Source organism: Halomonas sp. AOP13-D3-9 (assembly GCF_052379125.1).
Taxonomy (GTDB): domain Bacteria; phylum Pseudomonadota; class Gammaproteobacteria; order Pseudomonadales; family Halomonadaceae; genus Vreelandella.
This window is the reverse complement of sequence record NZ_JBQSYH010000007.1, coordinates 19198-36272: the sequence shown is the minus strand read 5'-3', so window position 1 is coordinate 36272 and position 17075 is coordinate 19198. Positions and strand designations below refer to the sequence as shown.

At 56.5% G+C, this 17075-nt stretch carries 14 protein-coding genes; 7 read left to right on the top strand and 7 right to left on the bottom strand.

What is annotated here, in order from left to right; genetic code table 11:
- Nucleotides 1–3: 3 nt before the first annotated feature.
- Nucleotides 4–519 carry a putative pterin-binding protein gene (locus tag ACT3UM_RS09170; protein WP_498898091.1) on the bottom strand — a complete coding sequence of 172 codons (516 nt, stop codon included), beginning with the start codon at nucleotides 517–519 and terminating at the stop codon, nucleotides 4–6.
- Nucleotides 520–691: 172 nt separating this feature from the next.
- On the opposite strand from ACT3UM_RS09170, the gene ACT3UM_RS09165 reads away from it, so the two are divergent.
- Together ACT3UM_RS09165 and ACT3UM_RS09160 are read left to right on the top strand one after the other, a co-directional pair.
- A complete protein-coding gene (locus tag ACT3UM_RS09165; protein ID WP_498898089.1) occupies nucleotides 692–1405 on the top strand; it encodes a response regulator transcription factor in 714 nt (237 codons plus the stop codon).
- A gap of 296 nt (nucleotides 1406–1701) precedes the next feature.
- Nucleotides 1702–1956, top strand: a complete 255-nt coding sequence (locus ACT3UM_RS09160) for a hypothetical protein (protein ID WP_498898087.1) — start codon at nucleotides 1702–1704, stop codon at nucleotides 1954–1956.
- 165 nt (nucleotides 1957–2121) lie between these two features.
- On the opposite strand, the gene arfA is transcribed toward ACT3UM_RS09160, so the two are convergent.
- Nucleotides 2122–2271: an alternative ribosome rescue factor ArfA gene (gene arfA / locus ACT3UM_RS09155; protein WP_498898085.1), complete on the bottom strand. Its 150-nt coding sequence runs from the start codon at nucleotides 2269–2271 to the stop codon at nucleotides 2122–2124.
- Nucleotides 2272–2382: 111 nt separating this feature from the next.
- Complete coding sequence (gene dkgB / locus ACT3UM_RS09150; protein ID WP_498898083.1) at nucleotides 2383–3201, bottom strand: 2,5-didehydrogluconate reductase DkgB; 819 nt, start codon at nucleotides 3199–3201, stop codon at nucleotides 2383–2385.
- A gap of 90 nt (nucleotides 3202–3291) precedes the next feature.
- Here dkgB and ACT3UM_RS09145 point away from each other — a divergent pair, with 90 nt between their 5' ends.
- The gene (locus ACT3UM_RS09145) at nucleotides 3292–4551 is read left to right on the top strand and encodes an MFS transporter (RefSeq protein WP_498898081.1); all 1260 of its coding nucleotides are present in this window, start codon (nucleotides 3292–3294) and stop codon (nucleotides 4549–4551) included.
- A gap of 21 nt (nucleotides 4552–4572) precedes the next feature.
- On the opposite strand, the gene ACT3UM_RS09140 is transcribed toward ACT3UM_RS09145, so the two are convergent.
- The 4 genes from ACT3UM_RS09140 to ACT3UM_RS09125 all read right to left on the bottom strand — a co-directional run bounded on the left by ACT3UM_RS09140 (nucleotide 4573) and on the right by ACT3UM_RS09125 (nucleotide 10929).
- Nucleotides 4573–6288, bottom strand: a complete 1716-nt coding sequence (locus tag ACT3UM_RS09140; protein WP_498898079.1) for a bifunctional protein-serine/threonine kinase/phosphatase — start codon at nucleotides 6286–6288, stop codon at nucleotides 4573–4575.
- 204 nt (nucleotides 6289–6492) lie between these two features.
- Nucleotides 6493–7302 (bottom strand): formate/nitrite transporter family protein, encoded by an 810-nt coding sequence (locus ACT3UM_RS09135; protein ID WP_008957727.1) that lies wholly within the window; start codon nucleotides 7300–7302, stop codon nucleotides 6493–6495.
- A gap of 32 nt (nucleotides 7303–7334) precedes the next feature.
- Entirely contained in the window at nucleotides 7335–8228 is an 894-nt protein-coding gene (gene cobA, locus ACT3UM_RS09130; RefSeq protein WP_498898076.1) for a uroporphyrinogen-III C-methyltransferase, read from the bottom strand.
- Nucleotides 8188–10929 carry a nitrate reductase gene (locus ACT3UM_RS09125; RefSeq protein WP_498898074.1) on the bottom strand — a complete coding sequence of 914 codons (2742 nt, stop codon included), beginning with the start codon at nucleotides 10927–10929 and terminating at the stop codon, nucleotides 8188–8190. Before ACT3UM_RS09125 ends, cobA begins: the two co-directional genes overlap by 41 nt.
- Before the next feature lie 740 nt (nucleotides 10930–11669).
- Between ACT3UM_RS09125 and ACT3UM_RS09120 the strand changes: the two genes are divergently transcribed.
- From ACT3UM_RS09120 to ACT3UM_RS09105, 4 genes are all read left to right on the top strand, one after another.
- Complete coding sequence (locus ACT3UM_RS09120; RefSeq protein ID WP_498898072.1) at nucleotides 11670–12986, top strand: NAD(P)/FAD-dependent oxidoreductase; 1317 nt, start codon at nucleotides 11670–11672, stop codon at nucleotides 12984–12986.
- Between the two features lie 15 nt (nucleotides 12987–13001).
- Nucleotides 13002–15509, top strand: coding sequence for a nitrite reductase large subunit NirB (gene nirB / locus ACT3UM_RS09115; protein WP_498898407.1), 2508 nt, complete (start codon nucleotides 13002–13004; stop codon nucleotides 15507–15509).
- Between the two features lie 59 nt (nucleotides 15510–15568).
- The gene (gene nirD, locus ACT3UM_RS09110) at nucleotides 15569–15973 is read left to right on the top strand and encodes a nitrite reductase small subunit NirD (RefSeq protein WP_498898070.1); all 405 of its coding nucleotides are present in this window, start codon (nucleotides 15569–15571) and stop codon (nucleotides 15971–15973) included.
- A gap of 165 nt (nucleotides 15974–16138) precedes the next feature.
- Nucleotides 16139–17074, top strand: coding sequence for a cation diffusion facilitator family transporter (locus tag ACT3UM_RS09105; RefSeq protein WP_498898068.1), 936 nt, complete (start codon nucleotides 16139–16141; stop codon nucleotides 17072–17074).
- Nucleotide 17075: the final 1 nt, after the last annotated feature.

Here is a 17075-nt window from a genome sequence, read left to right as displayed (position 1 = left end):
ATATTATTCAACGTCGATACGCGACACCTGCCACACCGAGCGCACTAAAACCTCTTCGTTCATGAGTTCAGGATGCTGATCAAAGGGATAAATCACAAACAGCGGCCCCTGATCGCGAACACGCAGTACTTTGCCGTTCGCCTGCATGGCTAAAATCACATCATAATGCGCGAAATCACTAACAGGTATGGTGGCCGCATACTCATTCAACGCTACCACACGCATATTTTCCCCCACGGCACCGGCGGCTTCCAGTATGGCTCGCCCTAATGGGCCTGAGAAGCGCACTTCACCATCGTACCAGGGCGTGCGGGTAATCGTTTCGTGTTGCTCCAAGGCCTCTAGCATCGCTTTATCAAAGTGGGCTTCGTCGCCCACGTTGGGTTGCCCCACCTTCCCACTCACCACCAAAACTGCCGGGCCTTCTGGTGCTTCCAGGGCTATAGCATGAGTCGACGGCAGAGCAATGCTCAACGCGACGATAAAAGTCCTCAATTTAAGAACCAAAGAACGACGCATGAAGCTGCACCTCAGTATTAGCGATTGAAAGTGCAAGAAGTATATATCGGCCGTCTGCGAGCGAACTGTAAACCTTTGTGTCAACGTATCATTATCAACTAAACTTTAGGCATGAGTTTTCCACGTCTACGCGTGTGACGTTTATAAGACGACAATAAGGGAAATCACCATTATGCATATTGGCGTACTTGAAGATGACCTTGATCAGCAGGCTTTTATTGAGCAGTGTCTACTGACTGCAGAACACCAGGTATCACTGTTTACTCGCGCTAGCGAGCTTCGTCGCGCGACACAGCAGCACAGTTTTGATCTGCTGATTATCGATTGGCGTCTCCCTGACAGCGACGGTATGGATGTTGTTGCCCATCTGCGCCAACACGACAGCTGGCGTGGGCCTATCCTGTTTATTACCGCCAGTCAGGGTGAAGACGACGTCGTGAAAGCACTCGAACAGGGCGCAGACGACTTTCTCGCTAAACCCCTTCGCCCCAGTGAGCTTATTGCCAGAGTAAGCGCACTAGGTAGGCGCTCAGGGTATGCCACACCGCGCCCAGCGCTGACCTGCCCCGACACCTTTACCCTGCATACCGAGGAACACTATATCAGCGTGGCCGGTAACGCCGTGGATTTAACCGAACGTGAGTATCGGTTAGCTACACTCTTCTTCTCAAAAATTGGTGAGTTAATTACCCGCGCGCACTTGCTAGAGCTGGTATGGGGCATCAAAGGGGACGTTTCGACGCGCACCGTGGATACCCACGTAAGCCGCCTACGCCGAAAGTTAGAGTTGGATGGTCGTCATGGCCTGCGTCTGCGCAGCGTTTACCAGTCAGGGTATCGAATGGAGACCTGCCAAACCACCAACGTAGAACAAGTGGCTAACTAGACTTGACGCTCTCATAAACATCGGTTAAAAGATAAAGACTGCCTATACAAGGCAGTCTTTAGTTTATTAACGAGACTTTTCAGAGACCTCATCATGCGCTGGCAAATCCCCGCGACACGAATGAATAAGCTGCATCGCATTATTAATAATGCGGTATCAGCTTATTGTTGTCGCGCGCCAGACATGTAGAGAGAAAACTGGCCGCGGCAGGTGTCGCGGCCATGTTGCTTTATCATTACCTTTGATACTCCCTGATCGCGATATTGCCCGGCCTCCCAACCCAGGAGACCGACCCCATGGCAATTGCAACCATTACTCGCAAGTTACTCAACGCTTTAAAGCACTCACGCACCCAACGGCGTTTTTACGAAGATCCGCGTTTTCATGATCCGCACCTGTTAAAAGATATCGGCTTACGCTGGGAGCAGGGCCAACTGGTATCCATTCATGGCGTAGAGGAGCCAGCGCCAAGCCAACGCAACCAGCGCCTTCAGGCTGAAACCCGCGATGCCTACGAGAAATGTCCCCACTGCGGGAGTAGTTTGGCGTAGCCGACGCCCCGATCACAGGAAGTGGTCGGGGCGTTTTCAGTTGCGCGCCATGCATGGCGCACTAAAAAAAGCCGATCCATTGGATCGGCCAAACTGATGGGAGTCTGCACAGTATGGGGGATACTGCGCAGAGATGCCTGGGGAAGGCATCGCCAAAACGCCGGGTTAGGCGGCTTGGCGATGCCTTCCCAGGGAGTTGCGTCCTTTACGGGAGTAGCTGCCTTTACCTTTTTTCGGCGTTTGCTGCTGCATTTTAAACATCGGCGTTCTCAGCTGCGCTTTTAACGCGTTATCTTTAATCTTGTGTCTTTTCATCATTTTCTCCTTTCATTCATAGATGCCTACATGAAGCAGGCATCAACTCTGACACACGCTAGCTTTTAGCGTTCATCTGTTAGTGTTGTAAATCCTTACTAATCACCCTGCTTACTCATCCCAGGCGGGCGCCATGTCCGGGTTAGCAATACGCTCTTTACGGTCCAGCGTGGCAATTTCCACCATCTCACTATCGCTTAACACCAAATCAAAGGCGGCAATGTTGCTTTGAATATTACGCGCTTTAGTCGATGAAGGAATGGTAATCATATTTCGCTGCTTCACCCAAGCAAGCGCTATTTGCGCGGGCGTAACGCTATGCGCCTCGGCGATCTGCTTTAGAGTCGGGTCGTCCATTACTTTGCCCACGGCCAATGGCATAAACGCAGTGATCTGAATGCCGTGCTGCTCGCAGTGTTCAACCAGTTTACGGTTCTGTAAGAAAGGATGAACCTCAATCTGGTTAGTGAGAATCTCACCTTTGCCCAGAATGCTGACCGCTTCGTCTACCTGTGCGCAGGTAAAGTTGGAAATACCAATATTGCGCGCCTTACCCTCGGCTTTCACTTCTTTAAGCGCCGCCAGGTAATCGACCATTGGCACTTCGTCCTTAGGGGATGGCCAGTGGATTAACAGCAAGTCGACATAATCAGTGCCCAATTTCTGCAGACTTTCGTCCACGCTGGCTTTCAGCGTGGCGGGCTCTAGCTTATCGAACCACACCTTGGTGGTTAGGAAAATATCGCTGCGCGGGATGCTGCTATCGCGAATTGCTTCACCCACACCGGTTTCGTTACCGTAAAACTGCGCCGTGTCGATGTGGCGGTACCCGGCCTCAAGCGCCGCGTGAATACTCTGCTTGAGCGTATCGCCTTCCAGGCGAAACGTACCAAAACCGGGGTTAGGCATCACATTTTGCATCATTAACATCCTTTTCTATTGATAGCGTGTTAACTAACATGGGGTGGCTACGGCACCACTTCAACCCTTTGCTATTGAAACTCTTACGATGATGACGCCATGACCTTCGCTAACGAAACATCCGCCAGCGACGAAGCGCCCTTACTCCCGCTTCACCGCCAATCAGGCTTTTTAAGTTTTTTGCTGTCGCGATTAGCCGCGGTATTTGCCATGCAGATTCAGGCCATTGTAGTGGCTTGGCAGGTTTACGATATCACCAGGGACCCGATGGCACTGGCCTATGTGGGTTTGGCGCAGTTCCTGCCAATGGTGCTATTGCTGCTACCTGCAGGGGATTTCGTTGATCGCTTCTCGCGCAAACGTATTTTGCAACTTAGCTGGATGGTGCAAGGGCTATGCAGCGCCCTGCTGCTGACCCTTTCGCTGAATGAAAGTCATAATGTGGGCGGCTATTACGCTGTTCTGGCGCTGTTTGGTGCCGCACGCGCCTTTACCGGTCCTGCCTTACAAAGCTTGCTGCCCAATATTGTGCCCCGGGCGCAGCTTGCCTCTGCGATTGCCTTGAATAGCTCTATCATGAAAATTGCCGTGATCGCCGGCCCTTTATTGGGCGGCATTCTGTATGGGTTAGGCGGTGGCAGCCTTGCCTACGGCGTGTGCTTAGGCTGTTTTATTGCGGCACTTGTGCTGCTGCTCCCGGTACCCATTCGCTTCGCTGAAGCCGCCAAAATACTGGAAAGCACTGCCATAAAGCGCTTTACCGCAGGTATTCGTTACATCCGCCATCAGCCGATTATTTTGGGCGCCATTTCGTTGGACCTGTTTGCCGTGTTATTGGGTGGCGTCGTGGCGCTACTGCCTATCTACGCCCAGGAAGTGCTGCACGTTGGGCCGGAAGGGTTAGGCGCGCTGCGTAGCGCCATTGCGGTGGGCGCCCTCCTAATGGGGCTCTACTTAGGCATCCGCGGCATTCAGCGCCGCGCTGGGTTGGTAATGTTTATGGCGGTGGCGATTTTTGGCATTGCCAATCTGGTGTTCGCCTTTTCAACGATTTTTTGGCTATCCCTGATAGCCATGTTGGTGGCGGGCGCCGCCGATATGATTAGCGTCTACGTACGCATGACGCTGATTCAGCTTGCCACCCCAGATGAGATGCGCGGCCGCGTGAATGCCGTCAACATGCTGTTTATCGGTTCCAGCAATGAGCTAGGCGAGTTCCGCGCGGGCAGCATGGCGGCAGGGTTTGGCGTAGTGCCGGCGGCCATTATTGGCGGCGTGGGCACTTTGGCGGTGGTCGGCGCCTGGATGAAGCTGTTCCCAACCTTGCGCCGGGTTGACCGTTTTGACGATGCGCGCTGATAACACTGCATCCCACCATCCTTAACGCACTAACAGAGCAATCACCACAATAGCCAGCGCTAGCGATACACCTTTCCAGAACAGCACCGGATCACGTTCCAGCAGCGGTAACTGGGCGCGCTTCAGCATGTCTGGGCTTGGCGAGCGTAGCTCGAAGATAAACTCCGAAAGCGCCGGAAAGCGTTTGTGGGGAGTGGGATGTAATGCCTTTTTGAGCACCTCATCCACCCAGGCGGGCAGTTCACGGTTTTCGCTAAGCGCCGATTGGTAAGCAAGCTTATGCTGCGCCGCCCGGGTGCGGGTTTTAGCCACCTCGGTGCCATAGGGCAGCGTGCCGGTTAGCATCTGATAAGTGATCACCGCCAGGGAGTATTGATCCGAAAGGGTCGAGCCGCCTTCGCCCAGAAAGTACTCTGGCGCGGTGTACTGGGCGGTGCCAAGGATATCGTCGCTAGCCGCACTGCCCTCTTCAGCGATCCCCGCCACCTTGGCAGCGCCAAAATCGATCAGCTTTACCGTACCTTGGGTGTCGATCATAACGTTGTCAGGGCGTAAATCCTGATGCAGCATTTCCAGGCGATGAAAGGCGCGCAGCCCCTTGGCGATCTGCTCGACGAGGGGGCGCACACTGGCCAAATCGGCATCCGGATGGTCGCGCATCCACTGGGTCAGGGTTTGCCCTTCGATATACGCCAGCACGGTATACAGGTAGTGGCGTGGCCGCTGTTGGGCAGGCGCTTTAAGCACGTGCACATTATTGATACGCCGGGCAATCCACTCCTCGCGCACGAACCGTTCAATGCTTGCCGGATCTTGGCTTAGCTCAGTCGAAAGCGTTTTTAGCGCGACTTTTTCACCACTCTCTATCTCTTCCGCCAGAAAGACATGGCTGCGGCTGCTGGCATGCAGCTGGCGCACAATGCGGTAGCCATCCAGCTCGCTTCCCTCACGCAACTCAGGCGGCTGCGGTAACGCGCCTAACGCCGCGTAAAGCTCATTGGAGTGACGTTCAGGCAGGCTATCAATGCGCACAATCTGTACGGTGAGGTTGTCATCGCTGCCGTTATCGAGGGCAGCAGCGATCAGTGCCTCGGCCGCCGCGTCCAGATCGCCCCAGTGGGCATGAATCAGCGCGACCATTTCGGCACTGGTCAGCCACTCATAAACACCATCAGTGGAGAGTAGAAACACATCACCGGCACTTAACGATACCGGGCGATAATCCAGCTCCAGATGCTGGCTGGCTCCCATGGCGCGGCTTAAGTGGCTGACTTCCCGTGAGGCCCAGAAGCGGTGCTCCTCAGTTAACGGCTCCAACGTATTGCCAGAGAGCTGATAGATACGGCTATCGCCAACATGGAAAAGGTGCGCGGTGGTGGACTTAATCACCATCGCGCTCAGGGTGCACACATAGCCACGGTCCAGGTTGTAGCGATACTGGCTCTGGCGGGTTTGGGCGTAAAGCCACGCATTGGTGGCCTGCAGTACTCGCTGGGCAGAGGTTTTGACCGTCCAGGTCGCCGGGGTAGCGTAATAATCCGTCAAAAAACCGCCCACTGCCGCCTCGCTAGCCTCGCGGCTCACTTCGCTGCTGCTGATCCCATCCGCCAAGGCTATCGCAATGCCTTTAGTAGAACGCTGAGGTTCAGTGGGCAGGTAAACGCCATAAAAATCCTGATTGCTTGGCTTGCGCCCTTTATCAGAGTGCTGGCCGAGCGAAATGGTCAGCGCTGCCATTATGCTTCCCCTAAAAAAAGCCTTCGCCGCAGCGAAGGCTTGGTAAATGACAAGCTTTAGCAATTTTACCGAGGTCTGAATCAACCCGTAGCGGGGGTCTTTCGCCATGGATGGCGAAAGTAGCGCCCAGGGATGGGTCTACAGCGCCCCCGCGTAGGGTTGTTCAGACCGTTTGGATGCACAATGCTCGCTCACAATAGCTAATCATAGGGCTTTTTGCGGCGCGGTACGCACGTGAGTGGTGTAGAGCGTGAGCCCCGTTAATGCCAAGCCACCGATCAAGTTACCCAGCACTACCGGAATTTCGTTCCAGATCAGGTAATCCATAATCGAGAAGTTACCGCCCATCATCAGCCCGGAGGGGAACAGGAACATGTTGACCACCGAGTGCTCAAAGCCCATACCGAAGAACAGCATAATCGGCATCCACATGGCAATCACCTTACCGCTCACCGTGGTTGAGATCATTGCCCCCACTACCCCCAGCGACACCATCCAGTTGCACAGTATGCCGCGAATAAAAATCGTCGCCATGCCGCCAGCGCCATACTCTTTATAACCGACGGTGCGCCCCTCTCCCACTTCGCCGATCACCCGCCCTACTTCGCTGGGTTCGGTGCTAAAGCCGTAGGTGAACACAATCGCCATGAGAAAGGCGACCGTTAATGCCCCACCAAAATTACCGATAAACACAATGCCCCAGTGCTTGAGAATACGATTAATCGTCACCCCAGGCCGTTTATCCAGCCACGCCAGCGGCGTTAACACAAATACCCCGGTCAGCAGGTCAAAGCCCATTAGATAGAGTATCGAGAAGCCCACCGGAAACAGAATCGCACCAATAATCGGGTAGCCGGTTTGCACCGCCACGGTCACCGCAAACACCGCCGCAATGGCCAAAATGGCTCCCGCCATAAAGGCGCGAATCAGCGCATCGCGGGTAGACATATGCAGCTTGGCTTCGCCAGCATCGACCATCTTGGTGGCAAATTCGGCAGGCAATAAATAGGACATAGAGTGCGTTTCCTTTGTTGTGAGTTTCAGGGTCAGATGACAGGTGAAGCGCAAACATCAGTGATTTTTACAGCAGGCGTGGTGGCGACTCGCTGCACAACGCTGCCCACTACAATCAAACAGGGGGATGGCAAGGGAGTGGCGGCGAGTTGCTCGGGCATATCTGCAAGCGACCCCACCAGCGACTGCTGCTCGGGCTGACTGGCATTGGCCACCAGCATGATCGGCCACTCATCTGGCAGGCCTGCCTGGCGCAGGCCGTGACAAATCGCGTCGACCTTGGAAAGTCCCATATAAAACACCAGAGTTTCATCCTTACGCGCTAGCGATGACCAATCCGGAGTGCCATCTTCGCGGCAGAGTTGGGCAGTCACAAAGCGCAGCTGCTGCGCATGGCCGCGATCGGTGAGCGGAATGCCCATACAGGCTGCGGCGGCTGAAGCAGCGGTGATCCCCGGCACAATGGCCGTGGGCACCTGGGCGGCGGCCAGGGCATCCAGTTCTTCGCCCATCCGCGCAAATACCGCCGGGTCACCGCCCTTCAGGCGCACCACTGATTTACCTTCGCGGGCGAGTTTTACCATCAGCGCACCGATTTCCACCTGGGGTACGCTGTGGTGACCACGTGCTTTACCCACGTAGTAGCGCTCGCGCCCATTAGGTATTAGCGCCAGCACGTCGTCGCCTACCAAGCGGTCATACACCACGGCGTCCGCCTGCATAAGTAAGCGTGCAGCCTTGAGGGTTAACAGCTCCGCATCGCCGCTGCCTGCACCGACCAGGTAAACATGCCCGGCGCGGCATTCGCCACGCAGTGGCAAACGTATGTCTGCAGCATGCTGAACCAACGGCGTTAGCGCGCGGTGCGACAAACGCATAAAGGCGTTAAACCACTTCTGTAGCAAGGGGTTGCTTAGTGCGGGCATTGGGCCGCTCCTCTTCAATAAGTGATTTCAATTCGGGGATACAGCTACCGCACTGGGTGCCGCAGGCGAGCCTAGCGCCCAACGTTTCTACGCTGGTGTCGCCCTCTCGGATAGCATTGACGATGGTGGTTTGGCCCACCTGGTGGCAACTGCACACAACCGGGCCGGTATCCGCAGCGCCGTCGTCGCAGCCAGCCAATAGACGCCGGCGGTGAGTATCGCTCAGCGCTGCATCGCTAAAACGCGCTTGCAGCCACGCCAACCCTGGCAACTCACTGGGTGGGCCAACCATTAGCCACCAGCGCAACTGACCATTTTCCACGCAGGCGGCGCGTAGCCGTCCGTTAGTGGGGTCTTGGCTGACCACCGAGACGCCCCCTGGTAGCCACGCTTTCAGCTGCACCAACCAATCATTGACCGACTGTGTATCGGCAAGCTGCCAGCGCTGGCAGCTTGCCATGGGAATCCGCGTCCAATAATGGTTCGCGCACCACGGCGTTAATTCCGTTACGCCATCGGCCACCAGCAGAGTCGCCTGCCACTCAGTGGCGAGGGGTGCCAACGCTACGGCGCCGTGTTTCGATTCAGGCTGCCCAGAGAGCGGGTCGGTAATACTGTCGATCAGCGCGCTGCTTCTGGCCTGCTGGGTGAAGCAGTCAGTCCAGTGGATGGGTACGAAGACCTCACCGCGGCGCTGGGCGTTGGAGACCCGTACCCGGGCGCGAAATTCGCCTTTCTCGGCGGTTAGCACCGCCAACCCCTGATCGGTAACACCGGCGGTGTGGGCATCGTCCGGGTGCACGTCCATAAAGGGTTCGGCGCGGTGATTCATTAACCGCGGTGAGCGAGCGGTGCGGGTCATGGTGTGCCACTGATCACGAATTCGACCGGTGTTCAGCCGCAGCGGGTAAGCGGCACTCAGCGCCTGTTCAGGCCCTTGGGGATGGATCGCCAGCAGCTTGGCGCGACCATTGGCGGTGGCAAACTCGCCATCCTCAAACAGCCGAGCAGTGCCATGGGGTGCGGCCTTTGTGACCGGCCATTGAATGGGGGCTAAGGCGTCGTAGCCATCCTGGCCCAGACCCACCAAACCCGATATATCAAACAACCGCTGCGGGCTGCCAGGCACCGTGCTGTTATCAATACTGTTTTCAAGCCCGTTTTCAAACCCAGAGAGACGCGCGTGCTCGTCGAAAATCTCCCAGGGGTGAGCGTAGTTAAACGCCTCGGCAAAACCCAACCGTTTCGCCACCTCACACATTATCCACCAGTCGTGGCGGGCTTCACCTGGGGGCGGCAGCATGCCCCTCTGGCGAGAAATACGTCGCTCGGAGTTAGTCACGGTGCCGTCTTTCTCGGACCAACCCGAGGCGGGCAGCACGATATCCGCGTAGGGCAGCAGATCGGTGTGGGCGGCGCACTCGGAAACGATGACCAGCGGGCACTTTTCCAACGCAGCGAGGACCCGCGACGCATCGGGCAGACTAATGGCGGGGTTGGTGGCCATCACCCACAGCACTTTTATTTCACCGCGCTCGATGGCTTCAAACAGCGCTACGGCTTTATGGCCCGGCTCTTCCGGCAGGATCGGTGTAATGCTGTCGGTAGCCCAGAAGCGGCTGACCAAATCCAGGGCGCCTGGGGTGTGGTAATCCATATGCGCGGCTAACTGGTTGGCCAACCCGCCTACTTCGCGGCCCCCCATGGCGTTGGGCTGGCCAGTAATCGAGAACGGCCCTGCCCCCGGCAAGCCGATTTTGCCGCCGGCCAAGTGGCAGTTAATAATGGCGTTGCACTTATCGGTTCCGCTGGCGGATTGATTAACGCCTTGTGAGTAGAGGGTGACCACATGCAGCTGGCTGGCAAACCAGTAATAGAAGGTTTCCAGCCGCTCGGCGTCAACATCACAGGCCGCCGCTACCTCCGCCACCGACCCCGCCGTTTGTTGCGCGGCTTCCAGGGCCTCGTCGAAGCCTTCGGTGTGGCGCTCAAGATAAAGGGTATCGAGCTTGCGCCGCTTTGCCATCCACGCCAGCAGGCCGTTAAACAGGTAAGCATCGCTGCCTGGTTTAATCCCCAGGTAGAGGTCGGCGATTTCGCAGCTGTCGGTCACCCGCGGGTCGATCACCACCAAACGCATCAGCGGATTGCGCTCTTTAGCGACTTTAATGCGCTGATAGAGCACCGGGTGATTCCAGGCCAGGTTAGAACCCACCAGCACGATCAGCTCCGCCTCTTCCAAATCTTCGTAGTTGCACGGCACCGCATCGGCACCGAAGGCGCGCTTATACCCCGCCACCGCCGAGGCCATGCACAGCCGCGAGTTGGTATCCAAATGGGGGGTGCCCAAAAAGCCTTTAAACAGCTTATTGGCGACGTAGTAATCTTCAGTCAGCAGCTGCCCCGAGAGGTAGGCCGCCACGCTGTGATGTCCATGCTCGGTGCGCAGGGTGTTTAAGCGTTCGGCGGTGGTGCTTAGCGCGGTGTCCCAAGAGACCTCAACACCATCGACCCGAGGATGTGTCAGGCGGCCCTGTTCGCCCAGGGTTTCGTGTAGCGCAGACCCTTTGACACACAGCCGCCCGAAGTTAGCCGGATGCTCGCGGTCGCCCTCGACAGCGCTTAGCGTGCCCGCTTCAATGGTTGCCGTCACGCCACAGCCGACACCGCAATAGGGGCAAGTCGTTTTGGCCTGAGTCATAGCTACTCCTCGGGTTGCTAATTAACGCCACGCATAAAAAACGCCCAGTCCCTTTCTCTAAGGCGCTATATAAACGCATTAAGAGAAGAGGGCTGGACGTCGTTGCCGCAGCGCACCTTCGTCGGTGCAAAATTTACATTAATTCAAACAGCTACAATTTAAACAGCTACACATTTTCTAACGGCTAGTTATTTTTCGAACGGCTTTGGAATTGTTCGCTGCCATCGCCTAACAATGAGCGCTTATCACTTGTTAACTAACTTGTTGCTTAGTAAAGCTGCAAAAGCCAAGCCTAAAAGCACCTCATTAAAAATTAATTCATAAAAAACAAATATTTAAAAATTAAAAAACAGTAATGAAGCGCTCGTTTTAGCACTCATCGCGGGCGAAATGGTGTGTGAGAGTGCACACCACCCCACTTCTCGCACCATCACTGTGCAGAGAAGCCAAGGAGCCACGTTACTGCTTATCTTTTATCTATATCTAAGCAACTGACGTTGTTGAATAAATATTGATTAATGGCCAGTTGGCCAGTTCCTTGCTTGAAACAACACAAGGTTTTTAACCATCTGACAGCCAATGGCGGTTGTCGCACGTTTAAAACATACGCTTTTAAACAGCGCTATCGGGCAACGACGCCCCTGCTGTGCTCTCCTTCTGCAAATTGCAGAACAGAGGGCGCGACAGGGGCGTTTTTTTGTTTGGTGCTCACGCAGCCGCAACGACAAGAGGAGCCACCCATGGAAACCACTTCCCGGTGCTCACCCCACGACCATCTGGTGATTATTGGCAATGGCATGGCCAGCCACCGCCTCATCGAGGCGCTGGTCAAACAGCCCGCGCGCCCCCAGCGCATCACGGTGATTGGCGCCGAGCCCAACCCTGCCTATAACCGTATTCTGCTTTCGCCACTGCTTGCCGGTGAGATGCAGCAAGACGCGCTGACCCTGCGTGATACCGCATGGTACGCAGATCAAGGCGTCACCCTGATACTGGGTGAAAAGGTCGAGACGCTTGATCGTGCGCGCCAAACATTGATTACTGATAGCGGCCAATCGTTTGATTACGATCATCTGGTCATCGCCACCGGCTCGCGCCCAGCGCTGCCCGATGTTCCCGGTATTGAGCTTGAGGGCGTACACGGCTTTCGCGACCTGCAAGATGCCGAAGCACTTGAGGCCATTGCTCAGCGCGGCGGCGACGCTGTCGTGATTGGTGGCGGCCTACTCGGTCTTGAAGCGGCTGAAGGGCTGCGTAAGCGTGGCAACGGCATCAACGTTAGCGTGCTTCAGCGCAGCGAGCGGTTGATGAACCGCCAGTTGGATAACACCGCCGCGCACCTGCTTAAAGACACCCTCACTCAACGCGGCTTGAACATTATCACCGGTGCCCAGCTAGCACGACTAGAAAGCGACGCCCAGGGCCGGGTCGCCAAGCTGCATCTTGCCGATGGCCGCCAGTTGAACGCCTCCAGCGTGATCGTTGCCGCAGGCATTACACCCAATGCAGCACTGGGTGATCAGGCGGGCCTCAAAACCGAACGCGCCATCATGGTGGATGAATTTCTGACCACCTCAGACCCAACGATCTACGCCCTTGGCGAGTGCTGCCAGTTTGATGGCACCACCTACGGCCTGGTGGAACCGATCTGGCGCCAGGTAGAAGTGCTTGCCGCAACGCTGTGCGGCGCGGCCACCCAAGGCTACGCAGATGCCCCCAGCGCCACCAAACTTAAAATCAGCGGCGTAGCGCTCTATGCCTTTGGTCCCACCGAGGCTAGCGCCGAGCATGACGTACTGAATTACCACGACCTTGAACGCGGTGACTACCGCCGCCTGCTCTTGCGCAACGGCCAGATAGAGGGCGCGGTGCTCTACGGCGACACCAGCCAGGGCCCCTGGTACTTCGAACAGGCGCTTGCGGGTACCGATCTCAACGCTTACCGCCAAGCCCTGCTGTTTGGTGCGGCGGATGTCGACGTGCTACGCGAAGCGGCATCTCAACACACTCCTGATTCTTCTAAACACTCTTCTCATACAACGTCGGAGGCGGCTTAGATGTCTACCCAAACGATGGCTTCACAACAGCAGCTTATTATTATTGGTAACGGCATGGTCGGCCACCACCTGGTCGAGCAGCTTGTCGATAACGGCGCTCTTGAGCGCTATCAGGTCACCGTGTTTGGTGAAGAGCGCCACCGCGCCTACGACCGGGTACATCTGTCTGAATACTTCAGCGGTCGCGACGCCGATTCGCTCGCCCTTTGCGAGGCGGATTACTACGCCACCAGCGGTGTGGAACTGCGCACAAGCGAAGCCGTTATTGAGATTGACCGCAACTCGCAAGAGGTGGTCACCGACCAAGGCCGTTACCCCTACGACCGCCTGGTGCTGGCCACCGGCTCCTTCCCCTTTGTACCGCCGATTCCCGGTAATGATCGCGATGGTTGTTTGGTGTACCGCACTCTGGACGACCTAGACGCCATCCAAGCGGCCGCCGAAAACGCCACCACCGGCGTGGTCGTAGGCGGCGGTTTGCTCGGCTTGGAAGCAGCGAATGCCCTGCGCGGGTTAAACCTGGATACCGCCGTGGTGGAGTTCGCCTCACGCCTGATGCCCATGCAAGTGGATAACGAAGGCGGCGAGCTACTGCGCGAAAAAATCGAAGAACTGGGGGTACAAGTACTCCTGGAACGGGCCACCCAGCGTATTGAGGATGGCGAAGCCAGCCGCCACCGCATGGTCTTCCAAGACGACAAAGTGCTGGAAACCGACCTGATTGTATTCTCGGCAGGCATCCGCCCCCGCGACCAGTTGGCCCGTGACTGCGGCCTGGAGATTGGTGAACGCGGCGGCGTGGTCGTGGATAACCAGTGCCTCACCAGCGACCCAGCCATTTTAGCGATTGGCGAAGTGGCACTGTGGAACCAGAGCATTTTTGGCCTGGTGGCCCCCGGTTACCAAATGGCCAAAGCGGCGTTATCGACGCTGATCGGCGGTGACACCCAGTTTGGCGGCGCCGACATGAGCACCAAGCTTAAGCTAATGGGGGTTGACGTAGGCTCGATTGGTGATGCCCACGGTAATCAGAACCCCGGCGCACGGATGTTCCGCTACCTGGATCCCATCAAGCAGGAGTATCGCAAGCTGGTGGTTTCCAGCGACGGTAAAAAGCTGCTCGGCGCCATGCTGGTGGGCGACAACGGCGTTTATGACACGCTGCTACAGTACTACTCAAACCGTATTGAGCTCCCCGATGAACCCGCTTCGCTGATCCTGCCCCAAAGCAGCGGCGGCGCGCCCACCCTCGGCCCTGGCGCGCTACCGGAAACCGCCACCATCTGCTCCTGCCATAACGTCTCCAAGGGCGATATTTGCGCCTCCATTGATGCGGGTGCGATAGATTTAGGCGGGGTGAAAGGCGATACCAAAGCCAGTACCGGCTGCGGCGGCTGTACCGCGCTGCTCAAAAGCGTGGTGGATCATGAGCTGGAAGCCCGCGGCGTCGAAGTCGATAAATCGATTTGCGAACACTTCGCCCATACCCGCCAGGAGCTTTACGATATTGTGCGCGTGGAAGGCATCAAAACCTTCACTGACTTGATTGAAAAACACGGCAACGCCGACACCCACCGCCTGGGCTGCGACATCTGCAAACCCGCCGTGGCGTCCATTCTGGCCTCCTGCTTCAATGAGCCGATCACCGACGCAGCGCATATTCCCCTGCAGGATACCAACGACACCTTTATGGCCAACATGCAGAAAAACGGCACCTACTCGGTGGTGCCCCGTGTGGCCGGTGGCGAGATTACCCCGGACAAACTCATCGTGCTGGGCGAAGTCGCCAAAAAATACAGCCTCTACTCCAAAGTCACCGGCGGCCAGCGGATCGACCTGTTCGGCGCCCGCCTGGAAGACCTGCCGGATATCTGGAGCGAGCTGATTGCCGCCGGTTTCGAGACCGGCCACGCCTACGGCAAATCGCTGCGCACGGTAAAATCCTGCGTGGGCAGCACCTGGTGTCGCTACGGCGTACAGGACAGCGTCGGCATGGCGATTCAATTGGAGAACCGCTACAAGGGCCTGCGCTCACCGCACAAGATCAAGTTTGGTGTTTCCGGCTGTACACGCGAGTGCGCCGAAGCCCAGAGCAAAGACATTGGCATTATCGCCACCGAAAACGGCTGGAACCTCTACGTATGTGGTAACGGCGGCATGCGTCCCCGCCACGCCGAACTGTTCGCCACCGACCTGGATGACGAGCAGCTCTACCGCACCATTGACCGCTTCTTGATGTTCTACGTGCGCACCGCCGACCGCTTGCAGCGCACCTCGGTATGGCGCGAAAACCTCGACGGCGGCCTGGAGTACCTCAAAGAGGTGATTCTGGAAGACAGCTTAGGCATCAATGATGAGCTAGAGCGCCAGATGCAAACCGTGGTGGATACTTACCAATGCGAATGGGCGGACGCGATCAGCGACCCAGAGAAGCTCAAGCGCTTCCGCAGCTTCGTCAACGACGACCGCCCGGATCCGTCAATCATCATGACCTCCGAGCGCGGCCAGCTGCGCCCCGCTTAAGCGACGCTGGGCCCTGACACTGACAACGACACTGACACTGAATAAAAACGAGGCAACCCATGACCGCAACGGCACTGAAAAAAGAGATGGATATGGCGGATATTCAAGACAGTCAAGCGTGGCAAAAAGTCTGTACCAAAGCCGATCTAGTCGCGTTCTCCGGCGTCGCCGCCTGGCTGGAAACCGCCGACGGCCCCGCCCAGGTCGCTATTTTCTATTTGCCAGGACTGGGGCAAGGAAAGGGCGATGAGCTTTTCGCCCTCGACCACCATGACCCTTTCTCAAACGCCAACGTGATCGCCCGAGGCATCGTTGGCGACCTTAAAGGTGCGGCGGTAGTCGCCTCGCCTATCTATAAGCAACACTTCCGCCTTGAAGACGGCCAGTGTTTAGAGGATGAGGACGTTAAGCTACGTACCTGGAAGGTTGAGTTTAAAGGTGATGAGGTGTGGGTTGAGGGGTAACTCAATTTTTATGCTACTGAAGTAATGCAGGCATATGGTCGCTGAGCGTCGGCCAGTCGACCATATGCAACACATTCGTCTTGACTTAAAAAATGAAGTTTATCGAACAAAGTTGCTATGCTTGTCAGCCTTTTGGTTAGGTAAGCATAGGAGCAGAAAAAGTTCGTGAAGAGTGAATCAAGCACCTTATCCTTCTCCGCCTTTATGGCGCTGCTGATTGGCTGTGCTGGCATCGTGGCCACCTTGGCATCTAACTCCCAAGCGATCTTGCTGGATGGGCTGTTTAATCTGATCTATTTCAGCGTCGCGCTGGTGACTATCAAGGTGAGCAAATTAGCCAGCCGTCCCGATAGCGAATCCTACCCGTTCGGCTATAGCTACTTTGAGTCGCTGGTGAATCTGTGCAAAGGGCTACTTATTTTAGGCGTGTCTATTTTTGCCTTGGTCGATGCTATTGCGGCTCTGCTCACCGGGGGGCGTGAGATCGCAGCGGGCTTGGCAGTGCTGTATGCCCTGTTTGCCACCGCGGCCTGTTCACTAACAGCCTGGGTGATGCACCGCAGCCAGCGCCACGTCAGCAGTCCCTTGGTAGCGGCAGATAAACTCAACTGGTTAGTCAACAGCGTTATTTCGGCGGCCGTGTTAGCCGCCTTCTGCCTGGTGATGCTATTTGAGCGATTAGGTTGGCAAGCTATTCTGCCCTACGTGGATTCGGTGTTGGTGATTGCGGTGGTGGTGCTGTGCTTGGGCGTGCCTGTGCGTATGGCCTCCCAAGCGCTTCGGGAGCTGCTCAACAAAACCCCGGATGAGACTATCGCGGAGCCTGTACGCCAAGCCGTAGCGCGGGGTCTCGCTGATATCGACACCGTTGAAGTGCGCGTGCGCATGGTGCGTCCCGGGCGCTTACTGTATGTGATTGTGCATGTGGTGCTTCCCGAGGCATCTGACGTTTCGGTCACCAGCCAGGATTCGTTGCGGGTAAGAATTGATGACGAAGTCCGCCGCTACTACTCCCCCGTCGTATGTGATGTGGTGTTTACCACCCATACCCGCTGGGCGGCGCCCTCCTGTGGATTGTTGGTAGAGAAGCATCCCGCCTAAC